This window comes from Streptomyces sp. NBC_01525 (assembly GCF_045040405.1).
Taxonomy (GTDB): domain Bacteria; phylum Actinomycetota; class Actinomycetes; order Streptomycetales; family Streptomycetaceae; genus Streptomyces; species Streptomyces benahoarensis.
The window spans coordinates 2,632,275-2,651,641 of sequence record NZ_CP109397.1 but is presented as its reverse complement, the minus strand read 5'-3'; the positions used below and the strand labels follow the sequence as shown (position 1 = coordinate 2,651,641).

The following is a 19,367-nucleotide window of genomic DNA, read 5'->3' as shown; positions in this document are numbered from 1 at the left end:
GTCACCCCGCCCGCTCCGCCACCTCCCGCGCGCACTCCTGCGCCGTGCGGCGGCCGGTGTCGACTTCGATGTCGTACGTCATCCCGCGGTGGACGAGGGACGCCTGGGCGGCGGCCATGCCGGGGACGCGGTCGGGGCGGGCGCGTTCGCGGGCGGTGGCGACGGCGGCGTCGCAGCGGACGCCGACCCACAGGACGGGCAGATCGCCCAGCGCGCGCTCCCAGGCGCGGCGGCCCTCGCCGCCGCCGAGGAACACCTCGTCGAGGATGACGGGCGCCCCGGCGCGGGCGACCGCGGCGACGCCGTGCCGCCAGCTGTCCTGGAGCGCGTGGAAGGCGGCACCGGGCGTGACCGAGCCGTCCGGGCCGAGGACGAGGCCGTCGGGGTCGTCCATCAGTCCCGGCGGCAGCGCCTCGACCAGACTGTCGACGCCGAACGTCAGCCACGGGCGTGGCAGGACGTCCTGGAGGGCGCGGGCCAGCGACGACGTGCCGGAGCTGGAACCGCCGTTGAGAATGATCATCTGGGGGGCCATCGGGCCACCGTAACGACCGCCGCCCGCCGCCGCCCCCGGTATTCCGCCCGGCGTCAGGGCCCGGACGTCCGCCGCAGCACCACGAAGTCCGCGGCCGTACCGGACACCGCGTACCCGGTGTGCGGATGCCGCTGCTCGGCCTCGGTGCGGACCTGCTCCAGGGTGCGGCCGTCGGCGAGCTGCACGGCGATGTAGTCGGGGGCGATGCCGCGGGTGTCGCCGATCCAGAACACCCGGGTGCGGCTGACGAGCCGGGACAGCGGACGGATGTCGGCCTCGACGCTCGCGCCGTCCGGGACGGTCGCCAGCAACCGGTCGGCGGCGGCGGCCTCCGGCGGGATCCGGTAGGTCTCCGACTCGGTGAGCCGGGACAGCGGCAGCGTGGTGGTCAGCGCGAGCGCCGCGGCCAGACAGGCGGCCGGGAGCTGCCCCGCCAGCCCGCGCAGCCAGGGCCGCGGCGAACGCCCCGAACGGTCCAGCGCGTCGACGAGGGCGAGGAGGACCACCGGCATCAGCACCGCGTTGTAGTGCCAGTCGATGCCCCAGTAATGCGGCTCGTGGGAGACGAACCGCCAGCCGAGGGTGGGCACCGCGGCCAGCAGCAGCGGGGAACGCAGCGCCAGCAGACCGGTGGTGGGCAGCAGCACCCACAGCAGGGTGTGCAGCGCGGTGCCCACCCCGATCCCCGGGCCCGCCGCGCCGTCGCCGCCGAGCTTGGTCCAGTAGTCGTACGAGCCGGTGCCGTTGAACCCGGGGATGATCACACCGAGGGTGACGGCGGTGGCGGTCAGCCCGAAGCCGACCAGCGCGACGGCGAGCGGCACCGCCCGCCGCGCGCGCACCAGCACCACCATGCCGATGGCGGCGGCGGTGACGCCCAGGTCCTCCTTGACCAGCACCAGCGGCGCCGCCCAGCACACCGCCGCCGTCCACCGCCCGCGCACCACCGCCTCCAGCGCGAACGCCAGCAGCGGCATCGCGAACGCGATCTCGTGGAAGTCGAAGTCGACGGCCTTCTGCACACCCCACGACAGTCCGTACGCGACACCGATCGCCAGCCCGCGGGCGCGCCCCAGATACCGGGCGGCGGTGCGGGTGACCGGCACCGACGAGAGCGCGAACAGGGCCGCCTGCGCCGTCAGCAGCGTCATCGGCGAGGGCAGCAGCCGGTAGAGCGGCGCGAGCAGGATCAGCACCGGGCTGAAGTGGTCGCCCAGGATGTTGGTGCCCGGCCCCTTGAGATCCACGATCGGCGCCCCGAGGTGGGCGTAACCACGGACCGCCTGCTCGAAGATGCCGAGGTCCCAGGAGGCGGTGCCCATCGTGAGGTGACGCAGCAGCGAAAGCGTGGCGTACGCGGCGAAGAGCAGCACCGCCGTCCACCACGGGTCGAGGCGCGGCGCACCCCACGCGGCGAGGCGGCGGGGGCCGCGCGCGGCGGGTTGCCCGTCGCGGGGTGCGTCGGGCGGTGCGGTCGGCTGCCCGGGCGGGATCCCGGTCGCCGTGCCGGGCGCACCGGGACCGGCGCCCGCTGCCGTCGCTGCGGCCGTATCCATGCGCGTCCTCCGTCTTGGCTTCCGAAAAGATACTCGAAGCCGTCGAACCGGACGGCGACGACCTGACGCGCACGAGCCCCGCGAGGGCTCCTGCCCGCCGGGCCGTCAGGGCGTACGTGCCTCCGTGGCGCGTACGCTCCTTCGCCGGACCGGCCACCGGGCGCTCCGGCGGCCCAGCTACCCGAGGGGACACCCGACTTGAACCGGATACGGACCGCGCTGCCCGCCGCAGCGGTCGCCGCACTGCTCGCCCTGACCGGCTGCACGCCCGCCGACGGGCCGGGCGGCAAGGACGCCAAGGACGGCGCGACGGCGTCCGGTGCGCCCGGTGGCGCGTTGGCGGCGCTGACCGGGCTGCCCGTCAAGAAGCGTGCGTCGCAGGACGGTTACGCCCGCGACCGCTTCGGCAGCGCCTGGGCCGACACCGACGGCAACGGCTGCGGCACCCGCGACGACATCCTCCAGCGCGATCTGCGCGACACCTCGCACCGCGGCGGCAGCTGCGCCGTCGTCTCCGGAACGCTCACCCACGACCCGTACACCGGCGGCACCATCCGCTACCGGCGCGGCAGCAGCAAGGTGGACATCGACCATGTCGTCGCGCTCTCCGACGCCTGGCAGAAGGGCGCCGCCCGCTGGGCGCCCCGCAAGCGGATCGCGCTCGCCAACGACCCGCTGAACCTCATCGCCGTGGAGGCGTCCGCCAACCGCAGCAAGAGCGACGGCGACGCGGCCGCCTGGCTGCCCGAGAACCAGGGGTACCGCTGCACCTATGTCGCCCGGCAGGTGGCGGTGAAGAAGAAGTACGGGATGTGGGCCACCCGCGACGAGAAGGCCGCGATGACGAAGGTGCTGAACGGCTGCCCGAGCGAGAAGCTGCCGACGGGCGGCAACCCGACGGAGGCGCCGGAGCGGTTCAAGGCGAAGTAGGAGAGGGCGGGGGCCGAGGCGGGCGGCCCCGGGCGGGGCGGTGCGGTGCGCGGCCGGGTACGCGGGGCCGGGGCGTCCGGCGGCCCGGCACCCGGCGCCCCGGCGTCTGGCGGCCCGGCGTGCGGCGCCCCGGCGGCCCGGCACCCGGCCCCGCGGCCCCCCGCGTACCCAAAAACCTGGGGAATCGTTGGCCAACCGGTGGCCCGGGGCATCCGGACTCCTTACCATCGATCAACGCCAGATCGATGAGATGCCCGCTCCCGGCACCCGCCGGGGGTGCCCCGCCCACCGCCGCCGCGCGGCGTTCGCGCCGCGCCGTCTCGTTCACGATCTCTGCCGGGAGGCCCCGTGCTCCGCCGTAGGACAGTGCTCTCCGTATCCGTCTCCGCCGCCCTGCTGGCCGCGGCCCCGCTGCTCACCGCCTGCGGCAGCGACGCGCACCCCGGTGCCGCCGCCATCGTCGACGGCAAGCGGATCACCGTCGCCCAGCTCCAGGCGAAGGTGAAGGACGTACGCCGGGCCCAGAGCGAGTCCCCGCAGGGCGGTCAACTCATCTCCAGCACCGGCCAGTTGAGCCTGGCCACCCTCAACGGCATGATCTTCGAACGGGTCCTGGAACGCAGCGCCGACCGCGCCGGGGTCACCGTCACCCGCTCCGATGTGCAGCAGTGGCGGACCACCGCCGAGAAGGAACTGGGCGGCCCGGACCGGCTGAAGGCCGTCTGGCTCCAGCAGCAGTCCGTCGCCCCCGACGAGGTCGATGCGACCGTCCGCAACCAACTGCTGCTGGACGGCCTCGCCAAGAAGATCGGCGCCGACCGCACCAGCGCCGAGGGCCAGCGCCGCCTCGTCGACAACCTCGCCCGCACCTCCCGCGCCATGGGCGTCGACGTCAACCCGCGCTTCGGCACCTGGAACGACCGGCGGGTGATCCTCGGCGCGACGAAGGACCCGTGGATCTCCCACGCCACGGGCGCCCGGCAGCAGGCGTAGGGCCCGTACCGGGGCGGCCCCGGTGCCCGGTCGGCCGGTGCGGCCACCGGGCGCCGGGGCCGCCGCCCGTTCGCGGCGCGGGCGCTGTCAGTGGGGTGCGTTACGTTCGAGGGGTGAACGCTGACGTCCCCACCGCCGACGCCGGAGCCGACGCCCGCCCCGAGGGCGGCACCGGGCGCCTGGTCCTGCTCACCACCAGCCACCGCGTCGCCCCCGGCCTGCTGTCCTGGAACGCCTGGCGGACGCTGCGCGCCGCCGACCGGGTGCTCTGCGCCGACGCCGCCCACCCGCAGCTGCCCTATCTGCGCGAGGCCGGGGTCACGGTGGAGTCCGCCGTCCCCGGCGCCCGCGAGCTGGTCGACGACTGCGTCGCCCGGGACCGCACGGTCGTCGTCCTCACCTCCGCCGACGGCGAGAGCGCGCTGACCGACGGCCTGGCCCGCCTCGCCGGTTCCGGCCGCGAGACCATGCCCGACCTGGAGCTGCTGCCTGGCGCGTACGACCTGCCGGGCGCCCGGCTGCTCGACCTCGTCCAGGTCATGGACCGCATCCGCACCGCCTGCCCGTGGACGGGCATCCGCACCCACGAAGACCTCGCCAAGTACGCCCTGGAGGAGACGTACGAGCTGGTCGAGGCCATCGAGACGGGTGACCGCGAGGCGCTGTGCGAGGAGCTGGGTGACGTCCTGCTCCAGGTCGTCTTCCACGCCCGCATCGCCCAGGACGACCCCGACGCACCCTTCTCGGTCGACGACGTCGCCGGGGCGATCGTGGAGAAGCTGATCCACCGCCATCCGCATGTGTTCGGGGACGAGCCCGCCGAGACGCCCGAGGACGTCCGGGCGCACTGGCTGCGCACCAAGGCGGTCGAGAAGCGGCGCGCGTCGGTCACCGACGGCGTCCCGCTCACCCAGCCCGCCCTGGCCCTCGCCGCCAAGCTCGCCTCCCGCGCCCGCACGGCCGGTCTCGACGTCCGCCCCGCCGCCCCCGGCATCGGCTACGAACTCCTTGCCCTGGCCGCCCGCGCCGAGGCCGAGGGCACCGACCCCGAAACCGCCCTGCGCGCCGCCGCCCGCACCTACCGCGACGCGATCCGCGAGGCGGAGGGGCTGCCGCCATCCGGGGCGGAGGAGATACCCGAGATACCCGAGTAGGGGGCCGGGGAGCGGGGCGCCGCCGACGCCGGAGCGGTCCGCCGATGCCGGAGTGACGCCACCGATGCCTGAGTAGGGGCGGCCCCCTACGGGACAGGGCGCGCGGTCCGCGGTGGCCGGAGCAGCGGTTACCGTCGAAAGGTGCACCACACGCCCGAAGCCGCCCCCGGGTGCCCCGCGCACCCCCAGGCCGCCACCCCGCCCGCCCCCGCCCTCTTCACCTGGGAGTTCGGCGCCGACCCGTACCCGGCGTACGCCTGGCTGCGCGAGCACGCGCCGGTGCACCGGACCGCGCTGCCCAGCGGCGTCGAGGCGTGGCTGGTGACGCGGTACGCCGATGCGCGGCAGGCGCTCGCCGACTCCAGGCTTTCGAAGAACCCGGTGCACCACAGTGAGAGCGCCCACGGCAAGGGCAAGGTGGGCATCCCGGGCGAGCGCAGCGCCAACCTCATGACGCATCTGCTCAACATCGACCCGCCCGACCACACCCGGCTGCGCCGACTGGTCTCCAAGGCGTTCACCCCGCGCCGCGTCGCCGCCTTCGCCCCGCGCGTCCAGGAGCTGACCGACGCGCTCATCGACTCCTTCGCCGCCCGCGGTGAGGCCGACCTCATCCACGAGTTCGCCTTCCCGCTGCCGATCTACGCCATCTGCGACCTGCTCGGCGTCCCGCGCGAGGACCAGGACGACTTCCGGGACTGGGCCGGGATGATGCTCCGGCACACCAAACCGGGCGGCACCGGCGGCGGGCCGCGCGGCGGCGTCGCCAAGGCGGTCAAGAAGATCCGCGGCTACCTCGCCGAGCTGATCCACCGCAAGCGCGCCGCGCTGCCGCCCGAGCCCGCGCCCGACGAGGACCTGATCTCCGGGCTGATCCGCGCCTCCGACCACGGTGAACACCTCACCGAGAACGAGGTCGCCGCGATGGCGTTCATCCTCCTCTTCGCCGGTTTCGAGACCACCGTCAACCTCATCGGCAACGGCACCTACGCCCTGCTCCGCACTCCGGGCCAGCGCGAACTCCTCCAGAAGTCCCTGGCCTCCGGTGATCGCGACGTCCTGACCACCGGCATCGAGGAGCTGCTGCGCTACGACGGCCCGGTCGAGCTGGCCACCTGGCGGTTCGCGACCGAGGAGCTGACGCTCGGCGGCGAGCAGATAGCCGAGGGCGATCCGGTCCTGGTGGTGCTGGCCGCCGCCGACCGCGACCCCGCACGCTTCGACGCCCCGGACACCCTCGACCTGCGCCGCACCGACAACCCGCACCTCGGCTACGGCCACGGCATCCATTACTGCCTCGGCGCGCCGCTCGCCCGCCTCGAAGGGCAGACCGCCCTCGCCACTCTCCTGACCCGCCTGCCCGACATCCGGCTTGCGGCGGAACCGGACGATATGCGGTGGCGCGGCGGGCTCATCATGCGCGGTCTGCGCACCCTCCCCGTGACGTTCACCCCGGCCCCCTGACGACACGCCGTCCACCAGCGCGGACGGCCGCCCACGGCCCATAAGTTGACGCTCCGTCAGTCACGTGACCTACACGTGATCTCTGCTACACCGGCTTGTGACGCCCCGTGAGCCCGGCTACCTTGCCACCGAACAAGCGCTCCACCGTCCCGGTGGACGGCCGTACCGGACCCCGGCGGCCGGGCCGGGGCGCCGGGGCGGACAACTCAACCGCCGCTCGAAAGGCAATCGCATGCGCACCGGCAACGGCAGACACCGTCGCCCCCGCCAGGCACCGGCCCTCTTTGTCACGGCGGGAGTGACCGGCGCGGGCCTCGCCCTGCCCCTCCTCGGCGCGGGCGCCGCCCACGCCGCCGACGCCACCACCTGGGACCGCGTCGCCCAGTGCGAGTCCGGCGGCATCTGGTCCAGCGCCGGCGGCAACGGCTTCTACGGCGGGCTCCAGCTCACCCTCGACATGTGGCGCGACCACGGCGGGCTGGAGTACGCCGCCCGCCCCGACCTGGCCAGCCGCGCCCAGCAGATAGCCGTGGCCCAGGCGATCCTCGCCGACCGCGGCCCGGAAGCCTGGCCGCGCTGCGCGGCCGGCGCCGGACTCACCGAGGGCGGCGGAATCCCCGACGTCGACCCCGGCGGCACCGTCACCACCCCGCCCGCCGACGCGGACGGCGCGGACACCGGCACCGGCACGGACACCGGCCAGGACGGGACCTCGATCCCCGACGGCCCGGACCGGTCCACCACCGACCCGTCCGCGCCGAAGGGCGAGCCGGACCCGTCCGGCACCCCCGACCCGTCCACCTCACCCGGCACGCCCGACGCCACCGACTCCCCGGAGGTGCCCGAAGGCTCGGGGCGGCCCGGCAGGCCCGGCCCGTCGGACGACCCGTCCGGCCACACCTCCACCCCGTCCGAGCCCTCGCACCCGTCCCGTACGACGCCCCCGGCGGACGGGGGCGGCTCCCGTGACGGTGACGGCTCCGGGCGCCACCGCGGCGGCAGCGACGCCAACGGGGGCGTCGGGGGCAGCGACCGCGCCCCGGGGCGGCACGCCTCGCGGGGCGGCGAGCGGACGGACCCGGGCGAGGACGCGTACACCGTGCGCCCCGGTGACAACCTGTCAGCCATCGTCGAGGCGCGTGAGTTGCCGGGCGGCTGGCCCGCGCTGTACGAGCGCAACGAGGACGTCATCGGCGACGACCCGGACCTCATTCACCCAGGTCAACTCCTCGATCTGGGCCACTGATCGAGGGAGATGGGTAGCTTTGCCCCTTTTGGCGAAAGTGAGACATGGCTCTCGTTGACACCCGTGGCGTCCCGACCTGCCCTTCGCATCCACACCATGTCCTACCTGCGGAAATATGCGCCCTCTGCGGTCGTTGACGGTCAACTGTGCCCAGAAAGTGGGGTTTGAACGACACAGGGGGTTCTGTTTACGGTCAGCACCGCTCGCCAAAGCGGGCCCTTCGTTCACACGCCGAATCCTGCCGGTGGGCGAAGGTGGTCGACGCGTAAGCGCCGAAGGCAGGAGCGGGGGACCCAAGGTAAGTGCCGGCCCCACCCGTGAAAGCGGGTCGACCGGCTTGGGGTGAAGCCGTGTGTGAGGCACACACGGCCGGGCAATCCACACCGCCCGAACCCGACAGCTCACCTCGCAGGCGTCGGTGAGGAAAACGAAACATGCTGATGAACAAGGCCAAGCACCGTCGCCCCTCCAAGGCCGTCCGCGTCGCCACCCTCGCCGGTGTCGCCGGCGCCGCCGTGGCCGTCCCGCTGATGGGCGCCACCTCCGCCTCCGCCGCCTCGGTCGCCACCTGGGACGCCGTCGCCCAGTGCGAGTCCGGCGGCAACTGGTCGATCAACACCGGCAACGGCTACTACGGCGGCCTGCAGTTCTCCTCCTCCAGCTGGGCGGCCGCCGGCGGCACCCAGTTCGCCCCGCGCGCCGACCAGGCCACCAAGGCCCAGCAGATCCAGGCCGCCGAGAAGCTCCTCGCCATCCAGGGCCCGGGCGCCTGGTCCTGCGCCGGTGCCGGCAACCTCTCCGCCGGCGGCCCGTCCCCCGACCTGAACACGGGCTCCACCACCAGGGCCGTCCCCCGGCAGCAGGCGCCCAAGCAGCAGGCCCCGCAGCCCAAGGCCGCCCCCCAGCAGCAGGCCCCGCAGCACCACGCCATGGGCCACGGCAACTACACCGTGAAGTCCGGCGACACCCTGGCCAAGATCGCCAAGGCGCACGGCACGAACTGGAAGTCGGTCTACGCGGACAACAAGTCCGTCATCGGCTCCAACCCGAACCTCATCTTCCCGGGCCAGAAGCTCCACGTCTGATCCCCGCGCGGGGCCCGCTCTCACCGCCCCGCACCCCGGTCCCACGGGAAACCCCGCCCGGCGCGCACGTCCCCGGGGCGGCACCGGCTCACCGCCGATGCCGCCTCCGCGCGCCGAGGCGGGGTTTCGCCGTTCCGTACCCTGGTGCCGGACACAGCGTCGTGCCCCGCCCCTTATCAGCTGCTTTTCCGTTCCGCGGCCTTCGTTGTCGAATGTCCGGTACCCGGCGTCCGAGGCACCTTTCGTCCCGCAGCGCGGGCCGGGAGCGAGCGGAAGGACCGGGGGCCGTTAGGCTCGTGCCGCAGAACTCCAGACACCCATGAAGGAGACAACGTGCCGTCCATCGACGTCGTCGTAGCCCGCGAAATTCTCGACTCGCGAGGTAATCCCACGGTCGAGGTCGAGGTCGGCCTCGACGACGGCTCCACCGGCCGGGCCGCCGTCCCGTCCGGTGCCTCCACCGGCGCCTTCGAGGCCGTCGAGCTGCGCGACGGGGACCCCAACCGCTACCAGGGCAAGGGCGTCGAGAAGGCCGTCCTCGCCGTCATCGAGCAGATCGGCCCGGAGCTGGTCGGCTACGACGCCACCGAGCAGCGCCTCATCGACCAGGCCATGTTCGACCTGGACGCCACCGACAACAAGGGCTCGCTGGGCGCCAACGCCATCCTCGGCGTCTCCCTCGCCGTCGCGCACGCCGCCTCCGAGGCCAGCGACCTGCCGCTGTTCCGCTACCTCGGTGGCCCGAACGCGCACGTCCTGCCCGTCCCGATGATGAACATCCTGAACGGCGGGTCGCACGCCGACTCCAACGTCGACATCCAGGAATTCATGATCGCCCCGATCGGCGCGGAGTCCTTCTCCGAGGCGCTGCGCTGGGGCGCCGAGGTCTACCACACCCTCAAGAAGGTCCTGAAGGGCAAGGGCCTGGCCACCGGCCTCGGCGACGAGGGCGGCTTCGCCCCCAACCTCGGCTCCAACCGTGAGGCCCTCGACCTCATCCTGGAGGCCATCAAGGAGGCCGGTTACGCCCCCGGCCAGGACATCGCGCTCGCCCTGGACGTCGCCGCCTCCGAGTTCTACAAGGACGGCAAGTACCAGTTCGAGGGCAAGGACCGCTCCGCCGCCGAGATGACGGAGTACTACGAGGAGCTGGTCGCGGCCTACCCGCTGGTCTCCATCGAGGACCCGCTGTTCGAGGACGACTGGGCCGGCTGGAAGGTCATCACCGACAAGCTCGGCGCCAAGGTCCAGCTCGTCGGCGACGACCTCTTCGTCACCAACCCCGAGCGCCTGGCCCGCGGCATCGAGGAGGGCTCCGCCAACGCCCTCCTGGTGAAGGTCAACCAGATCGGTTCGCTCACCGAGACCCTGGACGCCGTCGAGCTGGCCCAGCGCAACGGCTTCAAGTGCATGATGTCGCACCGCTCCGGCGAGACCGAGGACGTCACCATCGCCGACTTGGCCGTCGCCACCAATTGCGGCCAGATCAAGACCGGTGCCCCGGCCCGCTCCGAGCGCGTCGCCAAGTACAACCAGCTGCTGCGCATCGAGGAGATCCTGGACGACGCGGCGGTCTACGCCGGTCGCTCGGCCTTCCCCCGGTTTCGCTCTGCGAACCAGTAGGCGCAGCGCTCTGCGAACCAGTAAGCGCAGCGCTCTGCGAACCAGTAAGCGCAGCGCTCTGCGAACCGGTGAGCACAGCGCTCTGCGAACCGGTGAGCACCGCAAGGGCTGACCCTCCCGGCGCGAGTGCCCGCCCCACCCGACCGTGGGCGGGCCATCCGCCGTCACGGCCTGCGTTCGTCCCCGGCGACGGTCCCGTACCGTTGCCGGGGACGGCTGCGCTTCCGAACGGCCCCGCCCGGCGGGAGCGTACGAACTCCATGACAGTCGGCCAACAGGGGAGGCGACGTGTCCGCGGACCGGTTCTCGACCGCGACCCGGCTCAAGGCGCTCGGCGAACAGGCGGCGGCCCGCGTCCAACGCGTCCGGCGCCCCCGCCGCAACCGTCTCACCGGACGGGCCGCCCTGCTGGCCCTCGTCATGTGCTCCCTCGTCGTGGCCCTGGCCTACCCGATACGGCAGTACGTCTCTCAGCGCTCCGACATCGCCGACCAGCGCCGCAAGGCCCAGGAAGCGGCCAAGGCGCTGGACCGGCTGCGCGACGAGAAGTCCCGCTGGCGCGACTCCGCCTACGTCGAGCAGCAGGCCCGGTTGCATCTGCACTTCGTCCGTCCCGGCGAGACGGGTTATATCGTCCAGGACGGATCGCGCGCCGACGACGGCGCTCCGCGCGACGGCGCGGGAGCGGCCGGAAGCCCCTGGTACGAGAACCTCTGGGCCGACGTCGACACGGCCGGCCGGTGACGCGCCGCACCCCGGTCCGGCCTCCCGGCACCGTCTGATCCGCCCCGCCCGATCCGCGGGCGGCGACGCACCGTACCGGTCGCGTCCGCCCGTCCGTGGCCGGCAGCCCACCGAAGATCCCACCGAAAGCGCACATGGACACGCCTCCGCCCCAGACCGAGCCCACCGAGCCCACCGCCGCGGACATCGCCGCCTTCAAGGAGCAGCTGGGTCGCCCGCCGCGCGGCCTGCGGGCCATCGCCCACCGCTGCCCCTGCGGCCAGCCGGATGTCGTCGAGACGGCCCCGCGCCTGGAGGACGGCACGCCGTTCCCGACGCTGTACTACCTGACGTGCCCGCGCGCGGCCTCCGCCATCGGCACGCTGGAGGCCAGCGGCGTGATGAAGGAGATGACCGAGCGGCTGGCGACCGACCCCGAGCTGGCCGCCGCCTACCGCGCCGCCCACGAGGACTACATCCGCCGCCGCGACGCCATCGAGGTGCTCCAGGGCTTTCCCAGCGCCGGTGGCATGCCGGACCGGGTCAAGTGCCTGCACGTCCTCGTCGGCCACTCCCTCGCGGCTGGTCCCGGTGTCAACCCGCTGGGCGACGAGGCGCTCGCGATGCTGCCCGAGTGGTGGCGCAAGGGCCCGTGTGTCACGCCCTGTCAGGACACCGCCGCCGAAGGAGACACCGAATGACCCGGGTCGCCGCCGTCGACTGCGGTACCAACTCCATCCGTCTGCTGGTCGCCGACGTCGACCCGGCCACCGGTGAGCTGACGGAGCTGGACCGCCGGATGCAGATCGTCCGCCTCGGCCAGGGCGTGGACCGCACCGGGCGGCTCGCCCCCGAGGCGCTGGAGCGGACCTTCGCCGCCTGCCGTGAGTACGCCGCGGTCATCGCGGAGCTGGGCGCGGAGCGCACCCGGTTCGTGGCGACGTCCGCCTCCCGCGACGCGGAGAACCGCGACGACTTCGTCCGCGGCGTGGTGGACATCCTCGGCGTCGAGCCCGAGGTCATCACCGGCGACCAGGAGGCGGAGTTCTCCTTCACCGGCGCCACCCGGGAGCTGACCGGCCGCGCCGACCTCGCCCGTCCGTACCTCGTCGTGGACATCGGCGGCGGCTCCACCGAGTTCGTCCTCGGCGACGGCACCGTCCGCGCCGCCCGCTCCGTCGACATAGGGTGCGTGCGGATGACCGAGCGGCACCTGATGCGCGACGGCGAGATCAGCGACCCGCCGTCCCCCGACCGGATTGCCGCGATCAAGGCCGACGCGGCCGCTGCCCTCGACGAGGCCGAGGCCGCCGTCCCGCTCCGCGAGGCCGCCACCCTCGTCGGCCTGGCCGGTTCGGTCACCACCGTCGCCGCCATCGCCCTCGGCCTCGACCACTACGACTCGACCGCTGTCCACCACGCCCGCGTCTCCCGCGCCCGCGTCGCGGAGATCACCGACCGCCTGGTCACCTCCACCCACGCCGAACGCGCCGCGATCCCGGTCATCCACCCCGGCCGCGTCGACGTCATCGCCGCGGGCGCCCTCGTCCTCCTCGCGATCATGGACCGCACGGGCGCCGAGGAGGTCGTGGTCAGCGAGCACGACATTCTTGACGGGATCGCCATCAAAGCGGCCGAGGATGCCGGGTAGCGCTGTGGCGGCGGCGCCCGACGGTATCGCCTGGAGTCTTGCCTGAGCCGTCCTGGACGGCACGGCCCCCGTCGCCTTCGGGGATGCTGTTGGTCAGTTCAGCCAACAGCATCCCTTCAGGGCGGCGGGGGCCGTCGCGTCACAGTGCGCGGTAGACGTCGCGCCGTTCGCCCACCTCGATGACGAGGATGACGAGTTCGCCGTCCTCGATCCGGTAGGCGATCCGGTGGTTGCCGACCCGGAGCCGGTAGAGCCCCGACGGGCCGGTGAGCTTCTTGATGTCGGCGTCCGCGCGGTAGGGGTCGTCGCCGAGTTCGGTCAGCGCGGCGAGGATGCGCATGGCGGTGGGTCGGTCCAGGGCGCGCAGTTGCCGCTGCGCCGCGGTGGTGAACCGGAATACGTACTTCACGCCGCGTCTTCGGTGCGCTCGGCGAACAGGTCGGCCAGCAACTCGGCCATGGTGACGGTCGGGCCGAGGCACCCGGCCGTGCCCCCTCCGGGCAACGCCGCCCGCCCGCAATGCGCCCCGCGCATCCCCCTTCTCGCGGCGATTCAGCTTCCCCCGTCGCCCCGGCGTGCGGGCGCCCCGGAAAAGTTCGTGAAACTCTTCACATGAAAAAGGTGCCCGATGGCCGAAGAAAGGGGCCCTGTGGGCCTCAATCGAAGGTCCTAGGGCCTCTTGAGCCGGGGAATGCGGGGCGGAGCGGGGGCGGCGTTCGCGCTCACCCGGTGTGTGGTTCGATCGCCCCTGCGTTCACAAGCCCTGATCACAAGGGGTCTCAACGGGCCGCGGCGGTGAGTGGTTCCCCGGAAGGGGTATGGCGTCCGTCACGAGGGCGGCGCAGTGTAGCAGATACCCCTCTAGTTCTTGTGAAGGGGCTCACGAGCAGCCCCCCAAGGGGAGGTGGATACTCGATTGCATGAGCACCACGGAGCGTCCCAGGATCCTCGTTGTAGGCGGTGGGTACGTAGGTTTGTATGCGGCGCGTCGCATCCTCAAGAAGATGCGGTACGGCGAGGCGACCGTCACGGTCGTCGACCCGCGCTCGTACATGACGTACCAGCCCTTCCTCCCTGAAGCTGCGGCCGGCAGCATCTCCCCGCGCCACGTCGTGGTTCCGCTGCGGCGTGTGCTGCCCAAGGCGGAGGTTCTCACCGGCCGGGTCACCACCATCGACCAGGACCGCAAGGTCGCCACCGTCGCGCCGCTGGTCGGCGAGGCGTACGAGCTGCCCTTCGACTACCTGGTCATCGCGATGGGCGCGGTCTCCCGTACCTTCCCGATCCCGGGCCTGGCCGAGAACGGCATCGGCATGAAGGGCGTCGAGGAGGCCATCGGGCTGCGCAACCACGTGCTGGAGCAGCTCGACAAGGCCGACTCCACCACCGACGAGGAGGTCCGCCGCAAGGCGCTGACCTTCGTCTTCATCGGCGGCGGCTTCGCCGGTGCGGAGACCGTCGGCGAGGTCGAGGACATGGCCCGCGACGCCGCGAAGTACTACAACAACGTCAAGCGCGAGGACATGCGCTTCCTGGTGGTCGACGTCGCCGACAAGATCCTCCCCGAGGTCGGCCCGAAGCTCGGTGCGTACGGCAAGGCGCACCTTGAGGGCCGTGGCGTCGAGGTCTACCTCAAGACCGGCATGGACTCCTGCGTCGACGGTCACGTCGTGCTCAACAACGGCCTTGAGGTCGACTCGGACACCATCGTGTGGACCGCGGGTGTCAAGCCGAACCCGGCGCTGTCCCGCTTCGGTCTGCCGCTGGGCCCGCGCGGTCACGTCGACACCGGCGCCACCCTCCAGGTGCAGGGCACCGACTACATCTGGGCCGCGGGTGACAACGCGCAGGTGCCGGACATGGTCGGCCGCAAGGCCGGCAACGAGAACGCCTGGTGCCCGCCGAACGCGCAGCACGCGCTGCGGCAGGCGAAGGTCCTCGGCGACAACGTGGTCTCCGGTATGCGGGGCTTCCCGCAGAAGGAGTACAGCCACGCCAACAAGGGTGCCGTCGCGGGCCTGGGCCTGCACAAGGGCGTCGCGATGATCGTCGTCGGCAAGGCGAAGATCAAGTTCAAGGGCCGTCTCGCCTGGTACATGCACCGTGCGTACCACGGCATGGCCATGCCGACGTTCAACCGCAAGATCCGGGTCTTCGCCGACTGGACGCTCGCGATGTTCCTCAAGCGCGAGGTCGTCTCGCTCAGCGCCATGCAGAACCCCCGCGAGGAGTTCTACGAGGCCGCTAAGCCGGCGCCGAAGCCCGCTGCCGAGGCCGACAAGCCGAAGGCCAAGGCTTCTTGATCTCCAGGCCGGTGTAGACCGGTCGGCCCGAAGGGCGTCCGCCATCCGTGGGGCGGGCGCCCTTCGGCATGTCCGCCGTCGGAGCCGTGGCGCGCTTTGCCGTCCCCTTACGTGGGAACGGGACTATCCGGGCGCCTGCACGGCGTTTACGTGGTCGGTGAAAGTGTTTCGCCGACTCGTCAAGACGGAGGTGTGCGACATGGCCGACGCCGCTGGACGGCTCACCAAGCTCGCCGAGGAGGTGCTGGGGGCGAAGCTCCCGGTACGCATCCGCGCGTGGGACCGCAGCGAGTTCGGCCCTCCGGGCGCCCCGGTCCTTGTCTTCCGTAACCGCCGCGCGCTGCGCCGCCTGCTCTTCAAACCCGGCGAACTGGGCCTGGCCCGCGCCTGGGTCGCCGGTGACCTCGACATCGACGGCGATCTCTACGAGGCGCTCGACTCGGTGGCCGGCCTGATCTGGGAGCGCGGCACCGCCGCCCCCGCGCCGCAGCGCGCGCCTCTCCTGCGGGCCCTGGCGCGGCCCGAGGTCCGCGCGGCGGCCAAGGAGCTGCTGACCCTCGCGGGCGCCCCGCTGCCGCCGTCCCCGCCCGCCGAGGAGGCCCGCACCCGCCGCGGCCCGCTCCACACCCTGCTGCGCGACAAAGAGGCCATCAGCCACCACTACGACGTCGGCAACGACTTCTACGCGCTGGTGCTCGGCCCGTCGATGGTCTACTCGTGCGCGTACTGGGAGAGCCCCGAGGCGACGCTGGAGGACGCGCAGCGCGACAAGCTCGACCTGATCTGCCGCAAGCTCGGCCTCGCGGAGGGGCAGCGGCTGCTGGACGTGGGCTGCGGCTGGGGCTCGATGGTGCTGCATGCCGCCCGCGCGTACGGCGTCCGCGCCGTCGGCATCACCCTCTCCGAGGAGCAGGCCACCTACGCCCGGAAGCGGATCGCCGAGGCGGGGCTGGCCGACCGGGTCGAGATCCGGGTGCAGGACTACCGCGAGATCCACGACGAGCCGTTCGACGCGATCTCCTCGATCGGCATGGCCGAGCACGTCGGGCGGGCCCGCTACGCCGAGTACGCGAGCGCCCTGTACGCCCTGCTCAAGCCCGGCGGACGGCTGCTCAACCACCAGATCGCCCGGCGCCCGCTGGACGACGAGGACACCTACCACGTCGACGAGTTCATCGACCGGTACGTCTTCCCCGACGGTGAGCTGGCGCCCATCGGGCGGACCGCGGGGGCGCTGGAGGACGCCGGGTTCGAGGTGCGGGACGTCGAGGTGCTGCGGGAGCACTACGCGCTGACGCTGCGGCAGTGGGTCGCCAACCTGGAGGCCCGCTGGAAGGAGGCGGTGCGGCTGACGACGCCGGGCCGGGCCCGGGTGTGGCGGCTCTACATGGCCGCGTCCGCGCTGTCCTTCGAGCGCAACCGCATAGGGGTCAACCAGGTGCTCGCCGTACGGACCCCGGAGTCCGGGGCGTCGGGGCTGCCGCTGCGGCCGCGCGCCTGGCAGGGCTGAGGCACCGTACGCAGGAGGGCCCCGGACCGTACGCGCGTACGGTCCGGGGCCCTCCGGGGGTGGGGCGGCTACTCCGCCTTGAGGGCGGTGAGCATGTTCAGCTTCGCCGCGCGGCGGGCCGGCCACAGGGCGGCGACCACGCCGACCAGCGCGGCCAGGGCGAGGAAGATGCCCATCCGGCCCCAGGGCAGGACCAGTTCGTAGGTGGCGAGCGAGGCGGAGATCAGCTCACCGGCGGCCCAGCCGAAGAAGACGCCGAGGCCGATGCCGAGCACCCCGCCGAAGAGCGAGATCACCAGGGACTCCAGGCGGACCATCCGCTTGACGCCGGTGCGGTCCAGGCCGATGGCCCGCAGCATGCCGATCTCCTGGGACCGTTCGAAGACCGACATGGCCAGGGTGTTGACGACGCCGAGGACGGCGACGATCACGGCCATGCCGAGCAGCGCGTAGAGCATGTTCAACAGCAGGTCGATCGACTGGGAGATGCCGGCGGAGACGTCCTTCTTGTCCTCGACGGTGAGGGCCGGGTTCTTGCCCAGCGCATCGATCAGCGTCTGCTTGGTGGCGTCGGTGGCGCCGTCCTTGGTCTTGAGCATCACCTGCATGTCGGTGGCGTGCTTCTGGTGGGTGCTCAGGACGCCGTTGTCCACGATGACCTGATGGATCATCTCGTTGCCGTGGTAGACGCCCGAGACGGTCAGCGTCTCCTTCTTGCCGTCCTCGAACGTCACCGGGACGCGGGAGCCGACCTTCCAGCCCTTCTCCTTCGCGGTGTCCTCGTCGGCGATCAGACCGCCGCCGGCCAGGTCGCCGAGGGAGCCGGAGGCGAAGTCGAGGCGGGTCAGCTTGCCGAAGTCCTTGCCGTTGACGCCGGTCAGGTAGGTGGTGTTGCCGCCGATCTCGGCTTCGGAGCTGCGCAGCGGGCTGATGGCGGTGACCTCGTCCAGGCCGCCGAGCTTCTGTGCCACCTCGGGGGAGAGCGGCGTCAGTCCGGCCATGGACACGACGTAGTCGGCCTTGAGCGAGTCGACGGCCATCTTGTCGATGCCCTTCTGGACGCTGGTCCCGATCACCGTCAGGCCGGTGATCAGGGTCAGGCCGACCATCAGGGCGGAGGCGGTGGCGGCCGTGCGGCGCGGGTTGCGGACCGCGTTCTCCCGGGCGAGCTTGCCGGAGATGCCGAACGTGCGGAGCAGCGGGGCGGCCAGGGCGATCAGCGGGCGGGACAGCAGCGGCGTCAGGACGAACACGCCGACCAGCAGCAGCACCGCGCCCAGGCCCATCACGAACTTGCCGTCACTCATGCCGGTGGCGGCCAGTACGGCGGCGATTCCGGCGCCCGCGAAGAGCGCGCCGATGGTGTTGCGGACCACGAGGGACTTGGTGGTGGCCGTGGCGTGGACGCTGTTCATCGCGGCGACCGGCGGGATCTTCGCGGCGCGGCGGCCCGGCAGCCAGGCGGCGAGGACGGTCACGCCGATGCCGACCACCAGCGAGGTGACGACGGTGGACACGTCGACGACGAGGGGGCCGTCGGGGACGGTGGCGCCGGTGCCGTTCATCAGGGCGCGCATCGCGGCGCCGATGCCGATACCGGCGGCCAGACCCGTGACGGCGGCGACCGCGCCGACGACGACGGCCTCGATCAGCACGGAGCGGGTGACCTGGCGGCGGCTGGCGCCGACCGCGCGCAGCAGCGCCAGCTCCTTGGTGCGCTGGGCGACCAGCATGGTGAAGGTGTTGGCGATGAGGAAGATGCCGACGAACAGCGCGATACCGGCGAAGCCCAGCAGGGCGGTCTGCATGCTCTCCATGCTCTTGGCGATCTGCTCGGCCTCGTCGTCGGCGAGCTGACGGCCGGTGGTGGCCTCGGCGCCCTTGGCGGGCAGCACCTTGTGGATCTCCGTCTCCAGGGCGTCCTGCGAGGTGCCCGGGGCGGCCTTGACGTGGATCTCGTTGTACTTGCCGGGGGCGAGCAGCAGCTTCTGGGCGGTCGCGTTGTCGAACAGCGCGAGGCTGCCACCGGCCGAGACGGCGCCGTCGGTGGTGGTGAAGATGCCGGTCAGCCGGGTCTCGTGGACCGGCCCGTCGAAGGAGAGGCGGACCGTGTCGCCGACCTTGAACCCGGCCTCGTCGGCGGTACGGGAGTCCAGGGCGATCTGGTCGGCGCCGTGCGGGGCGGCGCCGTCGCGCATCGGGTAGCGGGCGTCCTTGCCGTCGGCGCCGGGGTAGTAGTTGCCGCCGCGGGTGGAGAAGCCGGTGCCGATCAGCTTGCCGTGGCGGTCGGCGATGGCGGTGAACCCGGTGACGGTGCCGGTGGCCGAGGCGGCGCCGGGCACGTGGGCGGCCTTGTCGAGCAGGCGCTGGTCGAGCGCGGGCCGGTCGCCGAGGCCGGAACCGTCGCTGTTGGGCTGGATGGCCACGTCGACGTCGGCGTAGCCCTCCCGGGCGCTGGAGCGCAGCGCGTCGGAGATGGTGGAGGTGAAGACCAGGGTGCCGGAGACGAAGGCGACGCCGAGCATGACGGCGAGGACGGTCATCAGCAGCCGGGCCTTGTGCGCGAGGACGTTGCGCAGGGCGGTACGGAGCAT

General features: G+C 72.6%; 17 protein-coding genes and 1 riboswitch. Of the genes, 12 read left to right on the top strand and 5 right to left on the bottom strand.

All coding sequences use genetic code 11. The features are described from left to right. Window position 1: 1 nt before the first annotated feature. Both OG422_RS11685 and OG422_RS11680 read right to left on the bottom strand, forming a co-directional pair. Complete coding sequence (locus OG422_RS11685) at window positions 2-535, bottom strand: chloramphenicol phosphotransferase CPT family protein (RefSeq protein ID WP_405742523.1); 534 nt, start codon at window positions 533-535, stop codon at window positions 2-4. Window positions 536-588: 53 nt separating this feature from the next. Beyond that, window positions 589-2,091 (bottom strand): DUF2079 domain-containing protein, encoded by a 1,503-nt coding sequence (locus tag OG422_RS11680; protein WP_405742521.1) that lies wholly within the window; start codon window positions 2,089-2,091, stop codon window positions 589-591. Between the two features lie 198 nt (window positions 2,092-2,289). Between OG422_RS11680 and OG422_RS11675 the strand changes: the two genes are divergently transcribed. The 10 genes from OG422_RS11675 to OG422_RS11630 all read left to right on the top strand — a co-directional run bounded on the left by OG422_RS11675 (window position 2,290) and on the right by OG422_RS11630 (window position 12,960). Beyond that, entirely contained in the window at window positions 2,290-3,021 is a 732-nt protein-coding gene (locus OG422_RS11675; RefSeq protein ID WP_405742519.1) for an HNH endonuclease family protein, read from the top strand. Between the two features lie 348 nt (window positions 3,022-3,369). After that, window positions 3,370-4,014, top strand: a complete 645-nt coding sequence (locus tag OG422_RS11670; protein ID WP_405742517.1) for a SurA N-terminal domain-containing protein — start codon at window positions 3,370-3,372, stop codon at window positions 4,012-4,014. Window positions 4,015-4,127: 113 nt separating this feature from the next. Further along, window positions 4,128-5,168, top strand: a complete 1,041-nt coding sequence (locus OG422_RS11665) for a nucleoside triphosphate pyrophosphohydrolase (protein ID WP_405742515.1) — start codon at window positions 4,128-4,130, stop codon at window positions 5,166-5,168. A 141-nt stretch (window positions 5,169-5,309) separates the two neighbouring features. Then, complete coding sequence (locus tag OG422_RS11660; protein ID WP_405742513.1) at window positions 5,310-6,632, top strand: cytochrome P450; 1,323 nt, start codon at window positions 5,310-5,312, stop codon at window positions 6,630-6,632. Window positions 6,633-6,864: 232 nt separating this feature from the next. Beyond that, complete coding sequence (locus OG422_RS11655; RefSeq protein ID WP_405742511.1) at window positions 6,865-7,878, top strand: transglycosylase family protein; 1,014 nt, start codon at window positions 6,865-6,867, stop codon at window positions 7,876-7,878. Window positions 7,879-8,097: 219 nt separating this feature from the next. Beyond that, a riboswitch (cyclic di-AMP (ydaO/yuaA leader) is annotated at window positions 8,098-8,308 on the top strand. A 4-nt stretch (window positions 8,309-8,312) separates the two neighbouring features. After that, complete coding sequence (locus OG422_RS11650) at window positions 8,313-8,963, top strand: transglycosylase family protein (RefSeq protein WP_143941637.1); 651 nt, start codon at window positions 8,313-8,315, stop codon at window positions 8,961-8,963. 333 nt (window positions 8,964-9,296) lie between these two features. Next, the gene (gene eno / locus OG422_RS11645; RefSeq protein WP_405742509.1) at window positions 9,297-10,586 is read left to right on the top strand and encodes a phosphopyruvate hydratase; all 1,290 of its coding nucleotides are present in this window, start codon (window positions 9,297-9,299) and stop codon (window positions 10,584-10,586) included. A gap of 288 nt (window positions 10,587-10,874) precedes the next feature. Beyond that, on the top strand, window positions 10,875-11,330 hold the full coding sequence (locus tag OG422_RS11640; RefSeq protein WP_405742507.1) for a septum formation initiator family protein: 456 nt from the start codon (window positions 10,875-10,877) through the stop codon (window positions 11,328-11,330). 134 nt (window positions 11,331-11,464) lie between these two features. Next, on the top strand, window positions 11,465-12,010 hold the full coding sequence (locus tag OG422_RS11635) for a DUF501 domain-containing protein (RefSeq protein ID WP_405742505.1): 546 nt from the start codon (window positions 11,465-11,467) through the stop codon (window positions 12,008-12,010). Continuing rightward, window positions 12,007-12,960 carry an exopolyphosphatase gene (locus tag OG422_RS11630; RefSeq protein WP_405742503.1) on the top strand — a complete coding sequence of 318 codons (954 nt, stop codon included), beginning with the start codon at window positions 12,007-12,009 and terminating at the stop codon, window positions 12,958-12,960. Before OG422_RS11635 ends, OG422_RS11630 begins: the two co-directional genes overlap by 4 nt. A gap of 139 nt (window positions 12,961-13,099) precedes the next feature. Here the strand turns inward: OG422_RS11630 and OG422_RS11625 are convergent, their stop codons facing one another. Then, entirely contained in the window at window positions 13,100-13,369 is a 270-nt protein-coding gene (locus OG422_RS11625) for a type II toxin-antitoxin system RelE/ParE family toxin (protein ID WP_405742501.1), read from the bottom strand. After that, window positions 13,366-13,494: a hypothetical protein gene (locus OG422_RS11620; RefSeq protein WP_285229392.1), complete on the bottom strand. Its 129-nt coding sequence runs from the start codon at window positions 13,492-13,494 to the stop codon at window positions 13,366-13,368. The genes OG422_RS11625 and OG422_RS11620 overlap by 4 nt, the downstream gene beginning before the upstream one ends. 386 nt (window positions 13,495-13,880) lie before the next feature. Here OG422_RS11620 and OG422_RS11615 point away from each other — a divergent pair, with 386 nt between their 5' ends. Both OG422_RS11615 and OG422_RS11610 read left to right on the top strand, forming a co-directional pair. Next, window positions 13,881-15,263: an NAD(P)/FAD-dependent oxidoreductase gene (locus tag OG422_RS11615; RefSeq protein WP_143941630.1), complete on the top strand. Its 1,383-nt coding sequence runs from the start codon at window positions 13,881-13,883 to the stop codon at window positions 15,261-15,263. Window positions 15,264-15,462: 199 nt separating this feature from the next. Next, complete coding sequence (locus OG422_RS11610) at window positions 15,463-16,773, top strand: cyclopropane-fatty-acyl-phospholipid synthase family protein (protein ID WP_143941629.1); 1,311 nt, start codon at window positions 15,463-15,465, stop codon at window positions 16,771-16,773. 68 nt (window positions 16,774-16,841) lie between these two features. On the opposite strand, the gene OG422_RS11605 is transcribed toward OG422_RS11610, so the two are convergent. Continuing rightward, the gene (locus tag OG422_RS11605; protein ID WP_143941628.1) at window positions 16,842-19,367 is read right to left on the bottom strand and encodes an ABC transporter permease; all 2,526 of its coding nucleotides are present in this window, start codon (window positions 19,365-19,367) and stop codon (window positions 16,842-16,844) included.

What these genes read in the sequence shown, in the direction of transcription:
- OG422_RS11685 (WP_405742523.1), bottom strand. Translation starts at nt 535, where the DNA reads ATGGCCCCCCAGATGATCATTCTCAACGGCGGTTCCAGCTCCGGCACG.
- OG422_RS11680 (WP_405742521.1), bottom strand. Translation starts at nt 2,091, where the DNA reads ATGGATACGGCCGCAGCGACGGCAGCGGGCGCCGGTCCCGGTGCGCCC.
- OG422_RS11655 (WP_405742511.1), top strand. Translation starts at nt 6,865, where the DNA reads ATGCGCACCGGCAACGGCAGACACCGTCGCCCCCGCCAGGCACCGGCC.
- OG422_RS11650 (WP_143941637.1), top strand. Translation starts at nt 8,313, where the DNA reads ATGCTGATGAACAAGGCCAAGCACCGTCGCCCCTCCAAGGCCGTCCGC.
- OG422_RS11635 (WP_405742505.1), top strand. Translation starts at nt 11,465, where the DNA reads ATGGACACGCCTCCGCCCCAGACCGAGCCCACCGAGCCCACCGCCGCG.
- OG422_RS11630 (WP_405742503.1), top strand. Translation starts at nt 12,007, where the DNA reads ATGACCCGGGTCGCCGCCGTCGACTGCGGTACCAACTCCATCCGTCTG.
- OG422_RS11620 (WP_285229392.1), bottom strand. Translation starts at nt 13,494, where the DNA reads ATGCGCGGGGCGCATTGCGGGCGGGCGGCGTTGCCCGGAGGGGGCACG.
- OG422_RS11615 (WP_143941630.1), top strand. Translation starts at nt 13,881, where the DNA reads ATGAGCACCACGGAGCGTCCCAGGATCCTCGTTGTAGGCGGTGGGTAC.
- OG422_RS11610 (WP_143941629.1), top strand. Translation starts at nt 15,463, where the DNA reads ATGGCCGACGCCGCTGGACGGCTCACCAAGCTCGCCGAGGAGGTGCTG.
- OG422_RS11605 (WP_143941628.1), bottom strand. Translation starts at nt 19,367, where the DNA reads ATGCTCCGTACCGCCCTGCGCAACGTCCTCGCGCACAAGGCCCGGCTG.